This window comes from Egibacteraceae bacterium, from assembly GCA_040905805.1.
In the GTDB taxonomy this organism is placed as follows: Bacteria; Actinomycetota; Nitriliruptoria; order Euzebyales; family Egibacteraceae; genus DATLGH01.
The window spans coordinates 1-21,931 of record JBBDQS010000124.1; the positions used below are offsets into that span (position 1 = coordinate 1).

Annotated in this window: 18 protein-coding genes; 12 read left to right on the forward strand and 6 right to left on the reverse strand. The window is 73.4% G+C overall.

What is annotated here, in order from left to right; translation table 11 throughout:
• Nucleotides 1-2,192: hypothetical protein (locus WD250_13910; GenBank protein MEX2621304.1), on the forward strand; the 2,192-nt coding region annotated here is incomplete at its 5' end.
• 36 nt (nt 2,193-2,228) lie between these two features.
• On the opposite strand, the gene WD250_13915 is transcribed toward WD250_13910, so the two are convergent.
• Nucleotides 2,229-3,455, reverse strand: coding sequence for a cation:proton antiporter (locus tag WD250_13915; protein ID MEX2621305.1), 1,227 nt, complete (start codon nt 3,453-3,455; stop codon nt 2,229-2,231).
• Between the two features lie 36 nt (nt 3,456-3,491).
• Complete coding sequence (locus tag WD250_13920) at nt 3,492-3,977, reverse strand: TrkA C-terminal domain-containing protein (protein ID MEX2621306.1); 486 nt, start codon at nt 3,975-3,977, stop codon at nt 3,492-3,494.
• Between the two features lie 88 nt (nt 3,978-4,065).
• Between WD250_13920 and WD250_13925 the strand changes: the two genes are divergently transcribed.
• The 8 genes from WD250_13925 to WD250_13960 all read left to right on the forward strand — a co-directional run bounded on the left by WD250_13925 (nt 4,066) and on the right by WD250_13960 (nt 10,568).
• Nucleotides 4,066-5,358: a glycine/sarcosine/betaine reductase component B subunit gene (locus tag WD250_13925; protein MEX2621307.1), complete on the forward strand. Its 1,293-nt coding sequence runs from the start codon at nt 4,066-4,068 to the stop codon at nt 5,356-5,358.
• Nucleotides 5,358-6,659, forward strand: coding sequence for a glycine/betaine/sarcosine/D-proline family reductase selenoprotein B (locus tag WD250_13930; GenBank protein MEX2621308.1), 1,302 nt, complete (start codon nt 5,358-5,360; stop codon nt 6,657-6,659). Before WD250_13925 ends, WD250_13930 begins: the two co-directional genes overlap by 1 nt.
• A complete protein-coding gene (grdC, locus tag WD250_13935) occupies nt 6,656-8,101 on the forward strand; it encodes a glycine/sarcosine/betaine reductase complex component C subunit beta (GenBank protein ID MEX2621309.1) in 1,446 nt (481 codons plus the stop codon). Before WD250_13930 ends, grdC begins: the two co-directional genes overlap by 4 nt.
• Nucleotides 8,098-8,412 (forward strand): thioredoxin family protein, encoded by a 315-nt coding sequence (locus tag WD250_13940; GenBank protein ID MEX2621310.1) that lies wholly within the window; start codon nt 8,098-8,100, stop codon nt 8,410-8,412. The genes grdC and WD250_13940 overlap by 4 nt, the downstream gene beginning before the upstream one ends.
• Nucleotides 8,413-8,443: 31 nt before the next feature.
• Nucleotides 8,444-8,911, forward strand: coding sequence for a glycine/sarcosine/betaine reductase complex selenoprotein A (gene grdA, locus WD250_13945; protein MEX2621311.1), 468 nt, complete (start codon nt 8,444-8,446; stop codon nt 8,909-8,911).
• On the forward strand, nt 8,911-9,684 hold the full coding sequence (locus WD250_13950; protein MEX2621312.1) for an HAD-IA family hydrolase: 774 nt from the start codon (nt 8,911-8,913) through the stop codon (nt 9,682-9,684). The genes grdA and WD250_13950 overlap by 1 nt, the downstream gene beginning before the upstream one ends.
• Nucleotides 9,685-9,823: 139 nt before the next feature.
• Complete coding sequence (locus WD250_13955) at nt 9,824-10,075, forward strand: hypothetical protein (protein ID MEX2621313.1); 252 nt, start codon at nt 9,824-9,826, stop codon at nt 10,073-10,075.
• Entirely contained in the window at nt 10,062-10,568 is a 507-nt protein-coding gene (locus tag WD250_13960; GenBank protein MEX2621314.1) for a TA system VapC family ribonuclease toxin, read from the forward strand. Before WD250_13955 ends, WD250_13960 begins: the two co-directional genes overlap by 14 nt.
• A gap of 210 nt (nt 10,569-10,778) precedes the next feature.
• Here the strand turns inward: WD250_13960 and WD250_13965 are convergent, their stop codons facing one another.
• The gene (locus tag WD250_13965) at nt 10,779-12,896 is read right to left on the reverse strand and encodes a cell wall-binding repeat-containing protein (GenBank protein MEX2621315.1); all 2,118 of its coding nucleotides are present in this window, start codon (nt 12,894-12,896) and stop codon (nt 10,779-10,781) included.
• A gap of 399 nt (nt 12,897-13,295) precedes the next feature.
• Between WD250_13965 and WD250_13970 the strand changes: the two genes are divergently transcribed.
• Nucleotides 13,296-15,080, forward strand: a complete 1,785-nt coding sequence (locus WD250_13970) for an N-acetylglutaminylglutamine amidotransferase (protein MEX2621316.1) — start codon at nt 13,296-13,298, stop codon at nt 15,078-15,080.
• A gap of 31 nt (nt 15,081-15,111) precedes the next feature.
• On the forward strand, nt 15,112-16,848 hold the full coding sequence (gene ngg / locus WD250_13975) for an N-acetylglutaminylglutamine synthetase (GenBank protein ID MEX2621317.1): 1,737 nt from the start codon (nt 15,112-15,114) through the stop codon (nt 16,846-16,848).
• A gap of 7 nt (nt 16,849-16,855) precedes the next feature.
• On the opposite strand, the gene WD250_13980 is transcribed toward ngg, so the two are convergent.
• Both WD250_13980 and WD250_13985 read right to left on the reverse strand, forming a co-directional pair.
• The gene (locus WD250_13980) at nt 16,856-17,680 is read right to left on the reverse strand and encodes an MBL fold metallo-hydrolase (protein ID MEX2621318.1); all 825 of its coding nucleotides are present in this window, start codon (nt 17,678-17,680) and stop codon (nt 16,856-16,858) included.
• A gap of 106 nt (nt 17,681-17,786) precedes the next feature.
• A complete protein-coding gene (locus WD250_13985; protein MEX2621319.1) occupies nt 17,787-19,694 on the reverse strand; it encodes a hypothetical protein in 1,908 nt (635 codons plus the stop codon).
• A 204-nt stretch (nt 19,695-19,898) separates the two neighbouring features.
• Between WD250_13985 and WD250_13990 the strand changes: the two genes are divergently transcribed.
• Nucleotides 19,899-21,035 (forward strand): osmoprotectant NAGGN system M42 family peptidase, encoded by a 1,137-nt coding sequence (locus WD250_13990; GenBank protein MEX2621320.1) that lies wholly within the window; start codon nt 19,899-19,901, stop codon nt 21,033-21,035.
• A 27-nt stretch (nt 21,036-21,062) separates the two neighbouring features.
• Here the strand turns inward: WD250_13990 and WD250_13995 are convergent.
• Nucleotides 21,063-21,931 (reverse strand): hypothetical protein (locus WD250_13995; protein ID MEX2621321.1); only part of this gene is annotated, 869 nt, incomplete at its 5' end.

Here is a 21,931-nt window from a genome sequence, read left to right on the forward strand (position 1 = left end):
CGCTGCTGCTGCCCAAGCGCCGGCCGGGCGGCCGCACCCCCCTGTGGCAGCAGCGCCAGCGCGCGCACGACCTGCTGGCCGTGGCCAGCCGGTACGGCAGCTTCCCGATCGTGCTGGAGACGTACCGGGAGTGCCTGCGCGACGTCTTCGACGTCCCGGCACTGGTCGGGCTGCTGCGCGACGTCGCGGCCCGCCGGGTCCGGCTCATGACGGTCGAGACCGCGCAGGCCAGCCCGTTCGCCTCCTCGCTGCTGTTCGGTTTCATCGCCGGGTACCTGTACGAAGGCGACGCGCCCCTGGCAGAACGGCGCGCGCACGCTCTCAGCCTGGACCGGGAGCGCCTGGCCGAGCTGCTCGGGTCCGACGAGCTGCGCGAGCTGATCGACACCGACGCGCTCGCGAAACTGGAGCTCACGCTGCAGCGCCTGCTACCGGAGCGCCACGCCTGTGATCGCGACGGCGTGCACGACCTGCTCCGCGAGGTCGGCGATCTCGCGGAGCACGAGGTCCTCGCCCGCACCGACGGGCCGGCGGCCCAGTGGCTCGCCGCGCTCGAGACCGACCGGCGCGTCTACCGGTTGCGGGTGGCGGGGGAGCAGCGGTGGGCCGCCGCGGAGGACGCCGCACGCTTCCGTGACGGCTTGGGGATCCCGCCGCCTCCCGGTCTGCCCCCGTCCTTCGGGGAGCCGGTGGACCATCCGCTGGTCGACCTTGTGGCGCGCTACGCCCGCACGCACGGCCCCTTCACGCCCGGCGACGTCGCTGCACGGCTGGGGCTGCCGCCCGACGCGGTGGCGCTCGCCGGCAAACAGCTGGAGAGCGAGCAACGCCTGGTCGCCGGTGAGTTCCGCCCGACCGGCGCCGGTCAGGAGTGGTGCGACGCCGGGGTGCTGCGCCGGCTGCGGCGCGCGTCCCTGGCGGCCCTGCGCCGGGAGGTGGAGGCCGTCGAGCCGGCCGCTCTCGGCCGCTTCCTGCCGGGGTGGCAGGGCGCCGCCGGCGGGGGTGGCGCCACGGGAGCGGACCGGGTGCTGGAGGTGGTCGAGCAGCTCCAGGGCGTGCCGGTCCCGGCATCGGTGCTGGAGACGGGGGTGCTGGCCGCCCGGCTGCGGGGCTACCAGCCCGGGTGGCTCGACGAGCAGGCGGCCGGCGGCGCGGTCGTGTGGGTGGGTCGCGGCCCGCTGGGCGCCCGCGACGGTCGGGTGTCGCTGTACCTGCGGGAGCAGGGGCCCGCGCTGGTCCCGCCGCCGCCGGAGGGCGTCGCGGACACCTCGGCGCGGCACGACGGGATCCTGCGCCACCTCGAGCAGCGGGGCGCCTCGTTCTGGCCGGCCCTGTACCAGGCCGCCGGCGGCGGCGCCGAGGAGGAGGTGCTGGCGGCCCTGTGGGACCTGGTGTGGGCGGGGATGGTCACCAACGACACGCTCGCCCCCGTGCGGGCCCTGGTGGGCGGGGGACCGCGCCGCGGCGGCGGGCGCCGACGGCCCGGGCGGGGAGCCGTGCGCGCCGGGCCGCCCGCGGCGGCGGGTCGCTGGTCGTTGGTCGCCGACCTGCTGGCGGGCGCCCCGGCGGCCACCGACCGGGCCGCGGCCCTCGCCGCTCGGCTGCTCGACCGCCACGGCGTGCTCGTGCGCGACGCGGTCGTCGCCGAGGACGTCCCCGGCGGCTTCAGCGCGGTCTACGGCGTTCTGAAGGCGATGGAGGAGTCCGGACGGGCCCGCCGCGGCTACTTCGTGGAGGGCCTGGGGGGCGCCCAGTTCGCCCTGCCCGGGGCCATCGACCGGCTGCGCGCGGTGCGGGAGGAGGGCCTCGACGCCGGCGCCGACGCGCCGCTGGTCCTGGCCACGACCGACCCGGCCAACGCCTACGGTGCCGCCCTGCCCTGGCCGCGCCCGCTCGGCACCCACCGCCACGGCCCACGCCGCGTGGCCGGCGCGCACGTCGTGCTCGTGGCGGGGCGGCCGGTCGTCTACGTCGAGAAGGGCGGACGCTCGGTACTCACCTTCACCGCGGACCAGCGGCCGCTCGCCGACGCCGCCGCGGCCCTCGCCGCCCTGGTGGACACGGGCAGGGTCGACCAGCTGCGCGTGCAGCGCGTGGACGGCGATGCGCCCGCCGACCACCCCCTGGTGGCCCATCTGCGGGCCGTCGGGTTCCGCGACCACCCCCAGGGCCTGGTGCGCCGCCGTCCCTGACCCCCTCCATGCGCATCGTCGGACACGCCGGTGTGGCTACTCTGCCGGAGACGGCTTGCCCGACGGGAGCCAGCCGCGCCGCTCGAGCCAGTCGTGCAGGGGGTCGGCCGCACGGGCCATGAGCGTGCCGAACACCGCCATGAGCAGCACGTAGGCTGCCGCCAGCGCCCCGAGCCCAGGCTCGATGCCGGCGGAGACGCCCAGTCCGGCGATGACGATCGAGAACTCGCCGCGCGCGATCAGCGCGGTGCCGGCACGCAGCCGGCCTTTCGTGCCCACCCCGAGCCGGCCGGCTGCGTACCAGCCCGTCACGACCTTCGTGCCCGCCGTGACGATCCCCAGCGCCATGGCGAGGCCGGCCACGGCCGGGAGCTGCGTCGGGTCGATGAGGAAGCCGAAGTACAGGAAGAACACCGCCGCGAAGACGTCGCGCAGCGGCTCGAGGAGCTCGCGGGCCTGCGCCGCCACCTGCCCCGACAGCGCGATGCCCACGAGGAAGGCCGCCACCGCGGAGGACACCTCCAGCTGCTCGGCCAGCCCGCCGAGCAGCAGGACGGTGCCGAACACGGTGAGCACCACGATCTCGTGGGAGTGGCTGGAGATCACGGCGCTGGCCCGCTCGCCGTACTGCACCGCGAGCCACAGCACCCCGACCACCACCCCGACAGCCACGCCGACCGAGAGGGCCCCGGCGACGAGCCCGGTGCCGACCAGCAGGATCCCGAGGACCGGGAGGTACACGGCCATCGCCAGGTCCTCGATCACCAGGACGGTCAGCACGGCGGGGGTCTCGCGGTTGGCGACCTGGCCCAGGTCGGCCAGCAGCTTCGCGATCACCCCCGACGAGGAGATGTAGGTCACGCCACCGAGCACGACGGCCGCCACCGGAGACCATCCGAGCAGCAGACCGGCGAGGACGCCGGGCGTGACGTTCAGGACCATGTCGAGCAGGCCGGCCCGGGAGTTGGCCACCAGGCTCGAGCGCAGCTCCTCGCCGCTGTACTCCACACCCAGCATGAACAGCAGCAGCAGCACGCCGATCTGCGCCCCGACCGCGATGAAGTCCTCCGAGAACCGCAGGTCGACGACCCCGTCGTCACCGAGCAGGAGGCCCACGACCAGGTACAGGGGGATCGGGCTGAGCCCGATCCGGGAGGACAGGCGGCCGAGGACGCTGAGGAGCAGCACCAGGGCGCCGAGCTCGATGAACAGCGCCGCCATCTCCGCATCGACGGCGCCCACGACGGCGCCGTGACCGGTCACGCCGCCGCCTCTCGTCCGGCCGTGACGACGGACACGTCAGGCGCCCGTGAGGAGTTCCTCGGCGGTGTCCACGCTCTCACGCGAGCCGACGAGCACGAGCGTGTCGCCGGCCTCGATCCGCTGGTCGGCTCCCGGACCGGGGAAGGTCTGCGCTCCCCGCAGGACCGCCACGACAGAGGCCCCGGTGCGCTGGCCGACTGACAGCGCACCGATGGTGGTCCCCGCCGCGGGTCCGTCTTCTGCCACCATCACCCAGTCGAAGACCAGACCTTCGACCTCCTGCTGCAGCGCGCCGAGGTTGTCGGTCACCGCGGTCGCGCCGAGCAGCTCGGCCAGGATCAGGCTCTCGCCCTCGCCGAGGCGCACGGAGTCGCGCACCGAGTCGGGGTCGCCGGCCTCGTAGAACAGCAGCTCGCGATCGCCGTTGTGGTGGGTGAGGACCCCGACGCGCCCGCCCGTGCGGCAGTCGAAATCGTGGCGCACCCCAACCCCGGGCAGCTTCGTGCGTGTGACGTCAGCCATCGTAGGGTGGAGCGTAGCGGCTCCCGCCGTCCCCGCCGAGCTCGCGGCCTGATTCGCCTCCCGCCCCGGTGTGGGACAGTATCTAGGTATGAACGTGACGCGACTCGACCCCGCACTGTCCGCCCCGTCGTCGACGCTGCAGGTCCACGCGGTCGACGAGGTCGTCCTCGGCGCCCGCACCGGCTACGAGGACCGTCGGCTGACCGTCGGCCGCGAGCAGGCGGAGGCGGCGCTCGCCGATCCGGCCCTCGCCGCCGTGCGCGTGCACGTGGTCAACCCCGGGGAGTCCGTGCGGATCGTGAAGGTGCTCGACGTCGTGGAACCGCGCAGCAAGGGCCCCGGGGTGGAGGGCATGTTCCCCGGACTCCTCGGTGCGCCCCGACCGGACCGTCCCCGCACGACCGCCGTGCTGCGGGGCGCGGCGGTCATGGCTGCGGGGGCGCTGCCCCGCAACCAGGAGGGCATCGTCGACATGACCGGTCCGGCGGCCGAGGTCTCCCCCTACGGGGCGACCCGCAACGTCGTCGTCGAGTTCGACCGGGCCGACGACGCGGACTGGGCCGACGTCGACGCCGCCCTGCGCCGGGGATTGCTCCGCCTCGCCGTGCACCTCGCGGACGCGGCCGCGGACGCGACCCCCGACGAGGTCGAGGAGTGGGCCCCCCCCGCCCGTCCGGGCAGCGGTGACCTGCCGCGGGTGGGCGTGGTGACCAACCTGCAGACGCAGGGCGCCTTCAAGGACGTCTACGTGTACGGGCGCAGCTTCGCGGGCTGCCTGCCGACGCTGCTCGACCCCGCCGAGGTCGACGACGGCGCCGTGGTGGGCGGCCAGTTCGGCCACCCCGGGCTGCGCAACTCCACCTACGTCCACCAGAACCACCCGGTGGTCGCCGAGCTGCGGCGCCGGCACGGGCGCGACCTGGCGTTCGCCGGCCTGGTGATCTGCCCGGAGCCGGTCGACCAGCACGCCAAGGACCACATCTCCGCCCACGCGACCGGTGTGTGCGCCGCTGCCGGCTTCGACGCCGCCGTGGTGACCAAGGAGGGCGGGGGCAACGCCGACGCCGACGCCGCGCTGAAGATGGACCGGCTGGAGGACGCCGGGATCGCCGCCGTGGGGATGTTCGCCGAGTTCTCCGGCCCCGAGGGCACGGGCCCGCCGCTGGTGTCCCCGCCGCGACGGGCGACCGCGATGGTGAGCACCGGCAACTACGACCATCGCCTCCAGCTGCCCGCCATGGAGCGCGCGCTCGGCGGCGACCGGGTCGATATCGCCGACACCGACGCCACCGCGGCGATGGAGCTGCCCGTGGCCACGGTGCACGGCGCCCTGAACCTGCTCGGATGGGGAAGGCTCATGGCCAAGGAGGAGGCAGCCTGATGCGCGTCGTCCACTACCTGAACCAGTTCCAGGCCGGCATCGGCGGCGAGGACGCCGCCAGCACCCATCCCCAGGTCCACGACGAGCTGGTCGGCTCCAGCCGGCTGCTCGCCCGACTGCTCGGCGACGAGCACCAGGTCGTCGCCAGTGTCTCCTGCGGGGACGACCACGCTGCGTCCAATCCCGAGGCGATGCAGGGGGTGCTCGAGCTCGCCCGCGAGGCCGGCGCCGAGATGATCGTCGCCGGCCCCGCGTTCGGCAGCGGACGCTACGGCCTTGCCTGCGCACGCATCGTGGTCGCTGCCGCCGACGCGGGCCTGCCCGCGGTGGCCGGCATGCACGCGGACAACCCGGGGGTCGACGAGGCCGGCCCCGCCGTGGTGGTCGCGGCGGGCCCGAGCAGTCGGGACATGCGTGCGTCGATGGAGCGCCTGGCCGCAGCGGCCGTGCGGCTCGCCGCAGGGGAGCCCGTCACCGCCGAGCACGGGCGCGTCGGGCGGATCCCCCGGCGCACCACCACCGCCGACCGGCCTGCGGCCGTCCGAGCGGTCGACCTCGCGCTCGCCCGCGTCGGCGGTGACCGGGACGCCACCGAGATCCCCGCCGCGCTCTTCGACGTGGTGATGCCGGCCGGTCCGGTGACCGACATGGGTGCGGTCACCCTGGCGCTGGTCACCGAGGGCGCGCTCGTGCCCGCGGGCAACCCCGACCGGCTCGAGGCCGCTCGGGCCACCCGTTGGCTGCCCTACCCACTGGAGGGTGTCGGTGCCCTGCCCGCCGGCGAGTACGAGTCGGTGCACGGCGGGTTCTCCCCGGCCGCGGCCAACGCCGACCCGCACCGGATCCTCCCTCTCGACGTCGCCCGGGAGCTGGAGGCCGAGGGGCGCATCGGCACGCTGCACCCCGAGTACCTGGTGACCGCCGGCAACGGCACCGCCGTGGCCAACGCCCGGCGCTTCGGCGTCGAGTGGGCAGCCCGCCTCCACGGCTCCGGGGTGCAGGCCGCGATCCTGACCGCCACCTGAGGCACCGGGACGCGTTGCGGGTCAACGCTTGCGAAGGAGCTGGAACGTGGGGGGATCCCCACGGCCCTGCTGTGCAACCTGGTGTCGATCGCCCAACAGGTGGGCGCCCCGCGGATCGTGCCGACCCGCGGGATCCCCTTCCCCGCCGGCGACCCCGAGGTGGATACGACCGCCGAGCACGCCTGGCGCCGCCGGCTGCTCGAGACCGCCCTGCACGCCCTGTCGACCGCGGTCAGCGAACCCACCATCTTCACGGTCGAGGAGGTCAACGCGTGACCGTCACCGTCATCCCATCCGTCAGCGCGGTGCTGGCCCACACCCCCGGGCTCGCCCGCCACGGATCCAAGCCCGCCCGCGAGCTGGCCCGCGACGACGCAGTGCGGGCGCGCTTCCTGGCCAGCCTGCGCTCCTTCGAGGAAGCCGTGGGCTACCCGCCGCACCAGGCGTTCCTGGGCGCCTTGCACCCCCGCGACCTGCCGGCGAGGCCGCGCGTCGGGCAGCGCCTGGACGGCGCTGAGCGATTCGGGGGCAACGGTGAGCTCATGCCCGAGGAGGAGTTCCTCGGCCTGCTCGCCATCGCCGACGACTTCGACCTGCTCACCCTGGATCCCGCGGTGGCCGAGGACGCTGCCGCGCGGCTCGGACGCCACCCGCTCGCCAAGGCCTTCGACCTCGACAAGATCACGAAGGCCGCCGGGGACGTGGGACACGCCACCGAGCAGCCGGGGGCGCTGGCCCTGCACCTCGGTGCCGACCGTCTGGCCGGAGCCATGCAGTGGGGCCACGAGGCCGACGAGGCGCTGACCGCGCAGGTGCTCCTGGAGAACCTCGCGGGCAAGGCCACCGGGGTCCTGGCGCTGGCGCGGCTGCTGCACGACCACGGGATCGAGCCCGGGACGGTCGACTACGTGCTCAGCTGCTCCGAGGAGGCGGTGGGGGACCGCTACCAGCGGGGCGGGGGCAACCTCGCCAAGGCCATCGCCGAGACGGTGGGCCTGACCAACGCCTCCGGCGTGGACGTGAAGAACTTCTGCGCGGCGCCCCTGCCGGCGCTCGTGATCGCCGCCAGCCTGGTCGCCTCGGGGGTCTTCGGCACCGTGGCGATCGTCGCGGGCGGATCCATGCCCAAGCTCGGCATGAAGTTCCAGGGCCACCTCAGCCACGACCTGCCCGTGCTCGAGGACGTGATGGGCGGCATGGCCGCCCTCGTCACGGCCGACGACGGGGCCTCCCCCCATCTGCGCCTGGACACCGTCGGGCGCCACCCTGTGGGCGCGGGCAGCGCCAACCAGAACGTGCTCACCGCGCTCACCGCGGAGCCGCTTGAGCGCGTCGGCCTGGGCATGACCGACGTCGACGACTACGCCACAGAGCTGCACGACCCCGAGGTCACCGAGCCGCAGGGCTCCGGCGACGTCGCCGCTCGCAACTACAAGACCATCGCCGCGTTGGCCGTGCGTCGCGGGGAGCTCGAACGGGCCGACATGGAGGCCTTCGTCACCGCGCGCGGCATGCCGGGCTTCGCGCCCACGCAGGGCCACCTCGCGTCGGCGCTGTGCTACCTGCCGCACGCCCTGCGCCGCCTGACGACCGGCGACGCGCAGCGCGTCCAGCTGCTCGCCAAGGGCAGCCTGTTCCTCGGTCGGATGAGCCGCAACTCGGACGGCATGAGCGTCGTGCTCGAACGCAACCCCCTACGCACCGGAGGTGCAGCATGAGCGTCGTGGAAGCCACCCGTGAGGACTTCTGGGAGCACGTCAACGATGGTACGGTCCTGGTCGACGTGTGGGGGCCGGACTGTCAGCCCTGTCTGGCGCTCGCGCCCCATCTCGAGCAGATCGCTGCCGACCGCGACGACCTCACCGTCGTGAAGCTCGAAGCCCCGAAGGCGCGGCGGGTCTGCATGGACCTGAAGGTCATGGGCCTGCCCACCCTGCTGCTGTTCCGCGACGGCGAGGAGGTCGCCCGGATCACCGACCCCGACCTGGACGCCGCCGCCGTCAAAGGCTGGTTGGCCGAAAACGGGTAAGCACGTTTCATCAACGGAAAGGACATCGCACATGCTGGACGGCAAGAAGGTCATCGCCATCGGCGAACGGGACGGGGTGGGCGGCGAGGCAATCGCTGCCTGCGCGCAGGCGGCGGGGGGCGAGGTCGTCTACACGTCGACCGCCTGCTTCGTCTGAACGGCCTCAGGGGCCATGGACCTGGACACGCAGACCGCGATCAAGCGGCTTGCGGAGGAGCACGGCAGCGACTCGCTGATCGTGCTGCTCGGTGCACCCGACCCGGAGGCGGCGGAGATCGCTGCCGAGACGGTCGTGATCGGTGACCCGAGCTACGCAGGTCCCCTGGCCGAGGCCCAGTTGGGTCTCGCCGTGTACCACGTGTTGGAGCCGGAGATCGCTGCGGCGGTCCCCGACGACGTCTACGACGAGCAGGTCGGCCTCATGGCCGACGTCCTGGACGCGGACGCGGTCACCGCCGCCGTGAGCGGGATGCGATCGCAGACACCCGCGCAGACGTAGTGCCCGCAGACCGGTCGGTGGCCCCCGGGCGCCGTCCCGGGGCCGTGGTGTTCGATGTCGACGGCACGCTGGTCGACAGCGAGCGCCACGGTCACCGGCCGGCGTTCAACGACGCGTTCGCCGAGGCGGCGCTGCCCTACCGGTGGTCCGAGGACGCCTACGCCGACCTGGTCACCACCCCCGGAGGGCGCCGCCGCATCCGCGAGTTCCTGGTCGGGCAGGGCCATCCCGCCGAGGAGGCGGCCGCCCTGGCCGTCGAGCTGCACCAGCGCAAGACCGAGATCTTCATGGACCTGGCGACCGCCGGCCGCATCCCGCCCCGCCCCGGGGTGGCGCGGTTGCTCGACGAGCTCGCCGACGCCGGTGTGCCCCTGGGGGTGGCGACCACGGGCAGCCGCGTGTGGGTCGAGCCGCTGCTGGATCACCTGTTCGGGCTGGCGCGGTTCGAGACGGTGGTGGCCGGCGACGACGTCTCGGCCCTGAAGCCCGATCCGTCGGTGTACCGGGAGGTGCTGCGGCGGCTGGGCGCGGCGGTCGGGTCCGTCGTGGTGGTGGAGGACTCCCACGCCGGAGTGACCGCAGCGGTGGGGGCCGGCCTGCCCTGCCTGGCTGTCGTGAACGACTACACCACCGGGCAGGACTGCGGTGGGGCGGCCCTGGTCGTGGACGGCTTCGGGGGTCCCGGTCGGGCGCGGGTGCTGGACGGCCCCGACGACCTGCTCGACGAGGGGATGGTGACGGTCTCGACGCTGGGGCGCCTGACCCAGACCTAAGCCGACGCGCCGGGCGAACCCGTCGGTGGAGCTCAGCGTCGACGACGTCTGGGCCTTGCGGGCAGCCGTGAAGCGACCGGGTGTCCCTCCGGATTTGTCGCACTGCTGACCAACATCGTGATGTGCTAGCATCAGATGCATGCGCACCACTCTGAACCTGGATGACGATGTCCTGCTTGCCGTAAAAGAACGTGCGCGTCGGGAACGACGGGCCGTCGGCGCGGTCCTGTCCGACCTTGCGCGCCAGGCCCTTACCCGATCGGGCGCTGACCGCCTCGCCGGGGAGACGCGTGGCTTCTACGGATTCGAGCCGCTTCCAAGCCGGGGCCCAGCAGTGTCGAACGCGCTCATCGACCAGCTGCGGGAGGACGAAGCCGATGACGGAGGGTAGCGCCCATGAGGCGCCGCGGCGTGCGCTCCTGGACAGCAACGTTCTGTTGGCTCTGTTGGACAGCGACCACGTCGACCATGACCGTGCCCGGAGCTGGCTTGAATCGGAGATCGAGTCCGGCTGGGCATCCTGTGCGATCACGGAGAACGGGTTCGTGCGCGTCATCAGCCAGCCGCGTTACCCGAGCCCGGTCACGCCAGCCGAAGCAGCCGATCTCCTGGCCGGCGCCACGCAGACCGCGCACCACGAGTACTGGCCCTGCACGGTCAGCATTCTGGATGACGACATCATCGACCGCACCCGGGTGCACGGACCCCGTCAGGTGACCGATGCCTACCTGCTCGCCCTGGCGGTTGCCAACAACGGACGGTTCGTCACCTTCGACCAGTCCATCTCCCTGGACGCGGTGTACGGTGCCACACAATCGAGCCTCGTGACCGTGTGGCCAGTTCCACGGAGCCGACATGGCTCGGGTGGAAGGTCTCGCCGGTAAGGGCGGCTGAACCTTAGATGTCGTAGTACTGGGCGCGGCCATCGCGCCCCTCCCCGCGCTCGTGTGAGCCCAGTGTGAGCCGAAGCGGCACCTCGATGCTGGGGGGGGGCGGCCCCGCCGCCTCTGCAACGCGGAGCACCACTGCGGCCGAGCGAGGCGGCCACCTCCAGGGGGGTGCAGTGGCCCGGCGACGCGGCCAAATGAGTCTCGCTACCGCGCCGTTGCGGCCAGCGCGGCTTGCAGGGTCGCGTCGGACACGGCCGCGCGTCCGCCGAGGGCGACGATGCGGCGCGGATTCAGGCGCTCGAGCTCCGCGAAGACCGTCGCCGGCAGGGTGTCGCGCTGCACCAGCAGGAGGGGACCGTCGGTCGCCGCGGCGGCCGGTCCGCCCGCGAGCGCGTCGGGGAAGTCCGCACCTGTGGCCAGGTACACCACGTCGCTGGCCTCGGGGAAGGCCCACTGGGAGATCTCGCTCGCCGTGGCGAAGCGGTTCTCCCCGGACAGACGGGTGACGGTGGTGGAAAGCAGGCGGAGCACCGACAGGACGGGGTCGGCGACCGCGCCGGGCCCGCCGAGCACGACGATGTGCTCGGGCTGCAGCTGGGCCACAGCCGCCTCCGTGACGTCCGGGAGGCCGTCGGGGTCGGTCAGCAGCAGCGGTGCCCCTTGGATGGCCGCGGTGGCGCCACCCGACAGCGCGTCGGGGAAGTTGCGTCCCGACGCGAGGTAGAGGACCGGCACGGGACCGGTGAAGGTGTCCAGGGCGACGGCCGCCGCGGTGCTGTAGCGGTCGGGGCCGGCGACGCGACGGACGGTCCCGTAGTGGCCGAGCAGCCGCTCCACGCCGCGGGAGACGCTGCCGGTGCCCCCGACGACCACGATCTCCTCGGGGTCCAGGCGCGACAGCTCCGCGGCGGTCGCGGCGGGCAGGGCGGCGGGGTCGGTCAGCAGGACGGGACCACCGGCGACGGCGGCGGCGGGACCCGCGGCGAGCGCGTCGGGGTATGCCCTCCCGGTGCCGACGTACACGCGGGCGACCCCGGGCTCGTGCATGGACGCGCTGATCGTTGCTGCGGTGGCGTACCGGTCGCCCCCGGCGAGTCGGTCGCTGGACGCGGCCTGCGGGCTGTCGTCGGGGTCGGGTTCGGGCTCGGGTTCGGGCTCGTAGGACGGCTCGGGCTCGGGGCTCGGGCTCGGCGTCGGGTCGGGATCTGTGGTGTCGGCCAGCAGCTCGACGGTGGCTGCGGCGTCGACCCTGCCGTGGTGCACCCAGGAGCCGACCGGCACCGCCGTCGACTCCAGCGCGCCGCGCAGGACGTCGACCCCTGGATCCGGGGCGACCGCACGGGCCAGCCCGAGGATGCCGGCCACGACCGGTGCGGCGGCAGAGGTGCCGCAGAACGCCCGGTAGCCACCCCCGCTGACGGCGGCGCCCGCCGCGTGGCTGCAGCCGGGTGCCGCGAGGTCGACCCAGTCGCCGCTGTTGCTGTAGTCCTCTTGCTGGTCGGAGGGCGTGGCGGCGCCCACGCCGATGACGCCCTCGTAGGCGGCCGGGTAGGTGGGAGCGGTGCCGGCGTGGTTGCCCGCCGAGGCCACCAGGGCCACGCCGTTCGCCAGGGCGTAGTCGACCGCCGAGGTGAGGGTGCGCGTGGAGGTGGGGCCCGCCACGCTCATGTTGATGACCGCTGCCCCGTGGTCGGTGGCCCACCGGATCCCCGCCGCCAGGTCGGAGACGTACCCCGCGCCGTTCGCGTCCAGCACCTTGACCGGCATGACCGCGCAGGTCCAGCACAGGCCGGCCACGCCCTGCCCGTTGTCGGTGCGCGCGGCGACGACCGAGGCCACGGCGGTGCCGTGACCGAAGTCGTCGCCGGTCTGGGCCGTGTCGGTCAGCACGTTCCACCCGGTGACGGTGGCGCCGACCAGGTCCTCGTGGCTCGCGTCGACGCCGCTGTCCAGCACGGCGACCACCACCGAGGGGTCACCGGTCGAGGTCGACCATGCCCGCGGGCCCCCCACCTGGCGGATCGCGCCCTGGGAGCCCCACAGCGGGTCGTTGGGGGTGAGGTCCGCGGCCTCGATGCGGGCGTCGTGCTCGGCGTACTCGACCGCGGGATCGGCCTGCAGCGCTCGCAGCGTGCGGTCCATCCCGTCCCGGGGGGTGTGGAGGACCACAGGGTGGTCGCTGCCGGTGTACCCGACGACGATCCGCTCCGGAGCGCGATCCGCGCCGGGCCCGGCGGCGGTCGCCTCCATCGCGCCTGCCGGCACGCCCGTCAGGGTCACCACCGCAACCACCAGCGTCGCCACCGCACCGCGTATCCCCATCAAACCGCGCCTTCTCGTCGTCGACTGTCCCCGGGGTTGTCGGCGGCGAAGACGACCGTCTGTAATGCCGATATGCACATTCCGTGGAGCGCGCCCGGCGGTACAGTCGGGACATGCCCGAGGGCGACACGATCCACCGGTCCGCCCGCACCCTCGGACGGGCCCTGACCGGTGGCACCGTCGGTGCCGTGCAGGCGGACCACCACCGCGCCCGGCACCGGCGCGCGCCTGTACGTCTACGGCCGGGCACGCCGTCCCGGTGCGGGTCGCCCGGCATGGCGCCCGGGCCCGCCTGACGTACTGGTGCCCGGTCTGCCAGCCGCCCGCAGAGTTGGGGGCGGGCCCGCCTGCCGCTACGGTAGACGACGACCCCTGACCGCGAGCGACGAGACCTGACCCATGTGTGGACTGTGCGGCGAGGTGCGCGTCGACGGGGCGGTGGCCGACACCCAGGCGGTCCAGCGGATGGCGACGACCATGCGCGACCGTGGACCTGACGGCACCGGGCTGTACGCGCAGGGCCCGGTGGCGATGGGGCACGCCCGCCTGAAGGTCGTGGACCTGTCCAGCAAGGCCGCCCAGCCCATGGTCGACGCCGAGCTCGGCCTGACGATGGTCTTCAACGGGCTCATCTACAACTACGAGCAGCTGCGGGGGGAGCTCGCCGAGAAGGGCTACCGCTTCTTCTCCACCGGCGACACCGAGGTGCTCATCAAGGCCTACGACGCGTGGGGGGAGGGCTTCGTCGACCGGCTCCAGGGGATGTTCGCCTTCTGCCTCGCCGAACGCGACACGGGGCGCGTCGTGTTCGGCCGTGACCGGCTCGGCATCAAGCCGCTGTATCTGGCCGAGTCGCCGGGGCGCATCCGCTTCGCCTCCACCCTGCCGGCACTGCTCGCCGGCGGCGGTATCGACACCGACATCGACCCGGTGGCGCTGCACCACTACCTCACGTTCCACGCGGTCGTCCCCGCCCCCCACACCATCCTGAAGGGCGTGCGCAAGCTCCCACCGGCCACCCTGCTCGTGGTCGAGCCCGACGGGCGCCAGCACCGCACGACCTACTGGCGGCCGAGCTTCACCCGTGACCCCGCCCACGCCGGCTGGACCGAACGCGACTGGGAGGACGCCATCCTCGCGTCGCTGCGCCTCGCCGTGGAGCGCCGACTGGTGGCCGACGTGCCGGTCGGCGCGCTGCTGTCGGGGGGGCTCGACTCCAGCCTGATCGTGGGCCTGCTCGCGGAGGCGGGGCAGTCAAGCCTGTCGACCTTCTCGGTGGGCTTCGAGTCTGTCGGCGGCGAGCAGGGCGACGAGTTCAAGTACTCCGACGCGGTCGCCCGCGAATACGGCACGGACCACCACCAGATCCGGGTGTCGACCGAGCGCATGCTGCCCGCTCTGGGGGACGCCATCTCGGCGATGAGCGAACCGATGGTCAGCCACGACGCGGTGGGCTTCTATCTCCTGTCCCAAGAGGTTGCGAAGACCATCAAGGTGGTCCAGTCCGGCCAGGGGGCCGACGAGGTGTTCGCCGGCTACCACTGGTACCCGCCCATGCTGGCGTGCCCGCCCGACGAGCTCGGGCTGGAGACCTACCAGGCGGCGTTCTTCGACCGTCCCCACGCCGAGATGGACGCGGTCGTGACCGACGACTACCGCCTCGGCCGTGACGCCTCCACGCAGTTCGTCGAGCAGCACTTCCGCGCCGAGGGGGCCGAGACCGCCGTGGACCGGGCCCTGCGGCTGGACTCGACGATCATGCTCGTCGACGACCCCGTGAAGCGGGTGGACAACATGACGATGGCCTGGGGCCTTGAGGCCCGGGTGCCGTTCCTCGACCACGAGCTCGTCGAGCTGGCGGCGGCATGCCCCCCCGAGCTGAAGGTCGCCCAAGGCGGCAAGGGCGTGCTGAAGGAGGCTGCCCGGCGGGTCATCCCGGCCGGGGTCATCGACCGGCCGAAGGGCTACTTCCCGGTCCCGGCGCTGAAGTTCCTGCGCGGGCCCTATCTCGACCTGATCCGCGGGGCGCTCACCGCGCCCGCCGCGACGCGGCGCGGCCTGTTCCGGACCGACTACGTCAACCGCCTGGTCGACGACCCGCAGTCGGATCTCACCCCGCTGCGGGGCAACAAGCTCTACCAGCTCGGCGTCCTGGAGCTGTGGCTCCAAGCGCACGGAATCTGACGCGACGCCGCCCAAGCGCTCGAGGACCCCCATGACGAAGCGCTACGACCCCCGCGTTCGGCGGGCCGACAGCCTGTCCACGCGCAGCTGGGGCCACCCGACCGACCGTGACACCGCCCACATGGCGCCCAACGTGGCGCTGGACTGCGGTTGGGGTCGCCTCCTGTTCGGGCAGACCTTCGCCGACCACGATGCGCTGGAGTCCGCCCTGCACGCGGAGGCGGCCGGACGGCGAGACATCGCGTTGTACCTGCGCGACGCGCACGTGTTCGTCTCCCGGGCACCCGACGAGCTCTTCATCGATCCGTCGCTCACCTACCGGCTCTGGCTGCACCGGTACCGTCCGGCGCGCGAACCCGTCCGCGGCGTCATCGTGCGCAAGATGCGCACGCAGGCCGATGCGGACGCGACCAACCGCCTCTACGCGCTGAACGGCATGGTGATGGCGGACCCGGCGATCATGTGGGCCAACCAGCGCACCCCCACCTTCACCTACCTGGTCGCCGAGGACGCCGACACGCACGACATCATCGGGACGGTGACCGGCGTCGACCACGCGCAGGCCTTCCGCGACCCCGAGTCGGGTTCCAGCCTGTGGTGCCTGGCGGTCGACCCGCAGGCGGGCAAGCCGGGCGTGGGCCAGGCGCTGACCCGCACGCTGGCCGAGCGCTACCAGGCGCGGGGACGCGCCTACATGGACCTGTCGGTGATGCATGACAACCAGGCCGCCATCGGCCTCTACGAGAAGCTCGGCTTCGAGCGCGTGTCGGTGTTCCTGGTCAAGCGCAAGAACCCCATCAACGAGCCGTTGTTCGTCCCCGTGGCGCCGGAGGAGGGCCTCAACCCCTACGCCAAGATCATCGCCGACGAGGCGCGCCGGCGGGGGATCACCGTCAGGGTGCTCGATGCGGAGCAGGGCTACCTCGCCCTGGCGCACGGGGGGCGCGAGATCATCACGCGGGAATCGCTCTCGGAGCTCACCAGCGCGGTCGCCATGAGCCGCTGCGACGACAAGCGCGTGGCGCGCGACCTGCTGGCCCAGGCCGGGCTGCGCGTCCCCCGGGGCAGGGTGGCCACGTTCGATGACGCGGACGACGAGTTCCTCGACGAGGTCGGTGAGCTGGTCGTCAAACCCGCACGTGGGGAGCAGGGAGCCGGGGTGACCGTGGGCGTCCGCGACGCCGAGCAGCTGCATGCCGCCATCGAGGCGGCGCGACCGCACTGCCCCCGGGTGCTGCTCGAGGAGTACGTCGAGGGCGAGGACCTGCGGGTCGTCGTCATCGACCACGAGGTCGTGGCCGCGGCCGTCCGCCGGGCCGCGCAGGTCGTCGGCACCGGTCGGCTCTCGATCGAGGGGCTCATCGAGACGCAGAGCCGCCGCCGGGCCGCGGCCACCGACGGGGAGTCGAGCATCCCCCTCGACGAGCACACCGCCGCCACGGTCGCGGCAGCCGGCTACGAGCTGTCCGACACCCTCCCCGAGGGGGAGACCCTGCGGGTGCGGGGCACCGCGAACCTGCACACCGGGGGCACCATCCATGACGTGACGCAGCGCTTGTCACCCGAGATCGGCGAGGCCTGCGTGCAGGCGAGTCGGGTCCTGGACATCCCCGTCGTCGGGCTCGACCTGCTGGTCCCGTCCCCGGAGGACCGCGAGCACGTGTTCATCGAGGCCAACGAGCGGCCCGGCCTGGCCAACCACGAGCCGCAGCCCACGGCGCAGCGTTTCGTCGACCTGCTGTTCCCGAGGACGAGGACCCCGGCCTAGCGTCGTGTCACGACGTGGCGGCCACGGCCGGCTCCGGTTGCATCTCGGTCAACGCCGCGATCATGTGGGCGAACTCCTCGTTGTTGGGCGCAACGGCGGGTTCGGCGTCGGGGACCGACTCAAGCACCCGCAAGAAGCGCTCCAGCGAGGTGCCGTTGGCGGCGGGCAGGTGCGAGGACAGGATCCGGTCGGGCCGGAGGCGGCGGACGCCCTCGAGCACGTGGCCGAACCGCTGGCGGTCCAGCAGGTGGGCCCACGGCGAGTCTGCGGTCGCCCAGGCCTGCATGCCGCCGGCCAGCACGTCCTCCGGCACGTCCGCGGCATCCTGGGTCGACTCGGGCAGGAGCGCCCCGAAGGAATCCACCGAGAACAAGGCACCGGTCGCCTCGTCGAGCAGTCCGGTCGACATGGGGTTGTCGTACAGCGGCGGCGCCACGGCCCGCAGCGTGCGGTCACCAACGGCAAGCCGATCACCCGCCCGGATGGCGTGCACCCGGTCGAGTGGCACCGGCCACCACGACGCCATCCGCATCGCGCTCATGGCGTGGGTCACCAGCCGGGCGTGCGGGGCCAGCTCCAACACCTGCTGGAGGCTGCCGGTGTGGTCGGCGTCGTCGTGGGTCAGCCACACCCACCGCAGCGCGTGCGGGTCGATGATCGAGGAGAGCGCGTCGACGAACGCCTCACTGTCGGCGCCCATCCCGGCGTCGATCAGCACCGGCTGCTCGGCGAGCAGGACGTAGGCGTTGACGGGCAGCACCCCGATGCCCGGCAGCGGGACGGTGGTCGGGAGGACATGGACGTCGGGCCCGGCCTGGTAGGGGGCGTCCATCATCGGCCTCCCGCGGTGGGTTCGCGCATCTGGCTCATCAGGTACCTCCTGGTGGTGGAATAGCTTCCACTCCAAGAGGCGTTCGTTCGCGGCTGCTCCCGTTCACTCAGGACTGAACGATCCAGCGAACGTCGTCCCCGTCGTCGGGCTCGTAGGCGCAGTACAGGCCGGTGCGCAGTTGGCGGTCGAGCACGGTGCCCGCCTCGGGCAAAGCCTCGTGCAGGGCGGCGGTCGCCGCCCGCAGCGCCCTCGTGACGTTGACGCGCGCGCGCTCGGCCGCAGAGGACGCCCGGCGGGCGCGCCCGCCCAACCCGAACGCCTGCGCGAGCTCGCCCACGAGCTGGTCGAGCTCCGCCTGCAGGGTCTCGGCGCGCTCCTCGGCGCCCATCGCCAGGGCGTCGTCGATCTGCTCCCGCAGCACCTCGATGCGGTGGCGATAGGCGGTGCGGGCTTTGGCGTCGACCAGCTCGCCGGCGTCTCCCAGGTGACGCCGGTCAGGGGCCGCCTCGCCGACGGCCACCCCCTCGACGGCCACCCCCTCGACCCGGTCCACGAGGTCGAGGGCGTGGCGTTCGACGCCGGGGTTGCGCAGCAGCTCGCCGAGGTACCGCAGGCCCTTGGTGTCCCGCATCCGTGCGCGCGTGTCGCCGCACCCGGCCACCCAGCACCGATCCTGCCGCATGAGGGTCGCCGTGCGCGCCGCGCCGCCGGTGGGGACCGCTACACCCAAGCGCTCGAGCAAGGCGACATCGTCGGCGGACAGGACCACATCCAGACCGGCCAGCGCCGCGGCCGCCCGGCCCGCCTCCACCCTGGCGGCCGCCCGGTCGTCCGCCTGATCGTGGAGGCGCGCGAGGTCGAGCAGCAGCGTGGCACGCAGCAGTGGCACACCGGTGGGCGGCAGACCGTCCAGCGCGGTCTCCATGGTGGCGATGGCCGCGGGGACGGCCCCGGCGGCGGCGAGCACGCGGGCGTGCGCCGCCGCGACTCGGGCCTGCAGGCCGGGCACGTCGAGGTCCGCCGCGCGGACGACCAGGTCGTCGCAGGAGGCGACTGCCGCATCGAGGTCGCCGACATCGAGCTCGGTGTCCACGAGCACGGTGAAGAGCTCGGCGGCTCGAAGGCGGTCGTCGCCGACCGCTCGCAGGCCCCGGGCGGCGGTGGCGCGCGCGAGGTCGTGATCGCCGCGGGCCAGGTGGAGGCGAGCGGCGGGCAGCAGCGCCTGGAGGTGGCCGTCCTTGCCGAGCAGCAGCATCTCGGCGTCCGCGAGGCGGCCTTGGTGGATGCGCAGCTCCGCCAGGGCGATGGCCGGATGCCAGCTGGGCAGGCCCATGCAGGATTCGAAGGCCTCCATGGCGCGGATCAGGACGGTCTCGGCCTCCCCCCAGCGGCCCAGCTCGCACAGCGCCGTGGCGTGCACGCTGTCGCAGTGGTTGCCGAGGACCACCGGCACGCCCGGGGACTCGCCGATCAGCCCTCGGCGGCGCAGGACGTCGGCCCACGAGCCGGCCCGGTCGAAGTCGGCGGCGTAGTAGCAGGCGGTCAGGAACGAGCAGACGGACTTGCCGGCAGCCTCCTCGTCGTCGGCAGGGCCGCAGACCAGGGCCATGGCCTCGTCGAGCAGCGCCATGCCCCGCGCCAGCCTCCCGGCCTGCACGTGGGCCAGGCCGGCGTCGGCCAGGGCCTTGCCCTCGAGGTTGACGTCGCCGAACTGCCGGGCGCGGTCCAGGGCGAGCTCTGCACGGGCGAGCAGCACGTCGGGGTCGTCGACATCGCAGCCCAGCGCCGCCACCGCCACCCAGCCCTGCTCGACGCACGGTGGCTCGTCCTCGAGCAGGCGGGTCGCCCGGGCGAACCAGGCCCGGGCCGCGGTCAGGTTGCCCATCGCGTGGGCGTACAGGTCACCGAGGCGGGCGCAGGCCAGCGCGGCCTGCCGCCGGTCGCCGGCGGCGGTGAACTCGCGGATCGCGGCAGACAGGTGCGCCGCTGTCTCCTCGACCGCTCCCGTCCTCATCGGTGCTTCCAGCAGCTGCGGCTGCGGAACGGCCTCGTCGCCAGTCGTTGCCACCTGACCGCCTTCCGGGAACTCCTCCGGACGAATGATAGTGCCCGCCCGGGGACCGAGCCTGCGTGACGTGGGGGAGGACGCGGCGGTCGTCTATCGTGGGTCCCGGCCCGGCGGGACCTTCTGCCGGGCCGATCGCACGCCGGAGGAACGATGAGCCCGAAGCTGTTGCCCGTGGACATGCACTACGTGCGAGACGTGCTCGTGCGTCTGCTGCGCACACCGAGCCCGTCGGGGCGGACCGACGAGGTCATGCACCTGATCGGCCAGGAGCTCGCCACCCTGGGGATCCCCTTCCAGCTCACCCGCCGTGGCGCCCTGATCGCCAACCTCACCGGCGAGCAGGACAGCCCCGACCGCGCCATCGTCGTGCACTCGGACACGATCGGCTGCATCGTCAAGCGCCTCAAGGCCAACGGCCGGCTGCAGGTCTCACCCATCGGGACCTTCAGCGCGCGTTTCGCCGAGGGGGCCCGGGTCCTGGTCCTGGGCGACGACCCCACCCAGTGCTTCACCGGCACGATCCTGCCGCTAAAGGCCAGCGGGCACACCTTCGGTGACGAGGTCGACACGCAGAAGGTCGCCTGGGAGCAGGTCGAGGTCCGCGTCGACGAGCTGGTGGACAGCGCCGCCGACCTCGCGGCGTTGGGCATCCAAGTGGGTGACTTCGTGGCGCTGGAAGCCGAGCCCGTGGTCACCGGCTCCGGCTTCGTGAAGTCCCGCCACCTCGACGACAAAGCGGGTGTGGCGGCGGCGCTCGGAGCGTTCAAGAGCGTCGTGGAGCACGACCTCGTGCTGCCCGTGAGCGTCCACCTGCTGGTGACCATCGCCGAGGAGATCGGCCAAGGCGCCAGCCACGGGCTGCACGCCGACGTGGCCGAGATGGTGTCGCTGGACAACGCGGTCGTCGCACCCGGCCAGTACTCCAAGGAGACCGGCGTCAACGTCGCCATGCAGGACTCCTCCGGGCCGTTCGACTACCACCTGACCCGCAAGATCCTGCGACTCTGCGCCGAGCTGGGCATCCCGGCGCAGCGTGACGTCTTCAACTACTACCGCTCCGACATCGCCGCCGCCATGGAAGCCGGCGCGGAGACCCGTGCCGCGCTCATCGGGTTCGGCGTGGATGCGAGCCACGGCTACGAGCGCACGCACCTGGACGGAATCCGCAACTGCGCCGAGCTCGTCACGGCGTACCTGCAGACCCCTCTCACGTTCGCGTGGGACGAGAGTCCCCGCGGCGCGCTGGAGAACTTCCCCACCCAGGAGCAGGTCGAGCGTATCCGGTGACCGCGGGCCCACCTGCCCCCCAGGCCGCTATCCGAAGGGCCAGGGGGTGGGTGGGGCGACGACGATGACGCGTCCGGTGGGGCTGGTCCAGGTGACGGTGCCGGTGGTGTGGTCAAGGGTGGCGGTCCAGTCCTTGTCGTGGAGCTTGTGGTGGCCGGGGCACTCGGGCAGGGTGTCGTTGAGGTCGGTGGTGTGGGTTTTGACCCATGGGGTGATGTGGTGGGCTTGGGTCCAGGCGGGGGGCCGGTCGCAGTCGGGACCGCGGCAGTGCACGTGCATGGCGTGCAGGACGGTGCGCAGCCAGGCGGGCAGGGTGCGGTGCTTGCTGCCGACGTTGACGGCCCGCCAGGGCCCCAGGGTGAGCACGGCCATGATCGTCGCGGCGGGCACGAGGCCGCGCACGGTCGTGGGACTGACCGGCACCCCCGACCCGAACCGGGGCGGGCGCCGCGGCGGGGGCGGTCTTGCCGAACCGGGCGGGTCCGCGCCGGAGGAGGCGCCCTGGCCGGGGCCGGCCGGCTGCCCCGGTGCACCGGTGCTGGCCTCGCCGGCATCCGCCTCGCCGATATCCGCCTCGCCGGCATCCGCCTCGCCGGCATCCGCCTCGCCGGCAGCCGCCTCGCCGGCAGCCGCCGCGGGGTCGGTCCCGGGCGTGCCGGCACCCGCCGCCGTGCCGTCGGGCTCGTCTGGTCCGCCCGTGGCCGGCGCATCCGCCCCGGTGCCCGCGGTGTCGGCTGGCCCGTCCGTGGCGGGCTCGGCGTCGGCGGCCGGCTCGGGATCGGTGTGGGGGGCCGGCTCGGGGTCGGTGTGGTCTGGGGCGGGAGTGTCGGTGAGGCCGGGCAGGTCGATGCCCAGCCAGGCGGCGAGGTCGGCCAGGGTGATCGCGGCGGCGGGGT

What these genes read in the sequence shown, in the direction of transcription:
- WD250_13920 (MEX2621306.1), bottom strand. Translation starts at nt 3,977, where the DNA reads ATGGCTGACGTCACACGCACGAAGCTGCCCGGGGTTGGGGTGCGCCAC.
- WD250_13925 (MEX2621307.1), top strand. Translation starts at nt 4,066, where the DNA reads ATGAACGTGACGCGACTCGACCCCGCACTGTCCGCCCCGTCGTCGACG.
- WD250_13940 (MEX2621310.1), top strand. Translation starts at nt 8,098, where the DNA reads ATGAGCGTCGTGGAAGCCACCCGTGAGGACTTCTGGGAGCACGTCAAC.
- WD250_13955 (MEX2621313.1), top strand. Translation starts at nt 9,824, where the DNA reads ATGCGCACCACTCTGAACCTGGATGACGATGTCCTGCTTGCCGTAAAA.
- WD250_13960 (MEX2621314.1), top strand. Translation starts at nt 10,062, where the DNA reads ATGACGGAGGGTAGCGCCCATGAGGCGCCGCGGCGTGCGCTCCTGGAC.
- WD250_13965 (MEX2621315.1), bottom strand. Translation starts at nt 12,896, where the DNA reads ATGGGGATACGCGGTGCGGTGGCGACGCTGGTGGTTGCGGTGGTGACC.
- WD250_13970 (MEX2621316.1), top strand. Translation starts at nt 13,296, where the DNA reads ATGTGTGGACTGTGCGGCGAGGTGCGCGTCGACGGGGCGGTGGCCGAC.
- ngg (MEX2621317.1), top strand. Translation starts at nt 15,112, where the DNA reads ATGACGAAGCGCTACGACCCCCGCGTTCGGCGGGCCGACAGCCTGTCC.
- WD250_13980 (MEX2621318.1), bottom strand. Translation starts at nt 17,680, where the DNA reads ATGGACGCCCCCTACCAGGCCGGGCCCGACGTCCATGTCCTCCCGACC.
- WD250_13985 (MEX2621319.1), bottom strand. Translation starts at nt 19,694, where the DNA reads ATGAGGACGGGAGCGGTCGAGGAGACAGCGGCGCACCTGTCTGCCGCG.
- WD250_13990 (MEX2621320.1), top strand. Translation starts at nt 19,899, where the DNA reads ATGAGCCCGAAGCTGTTGCCCGTGGACATGCACTACGTGCGAGACGTG.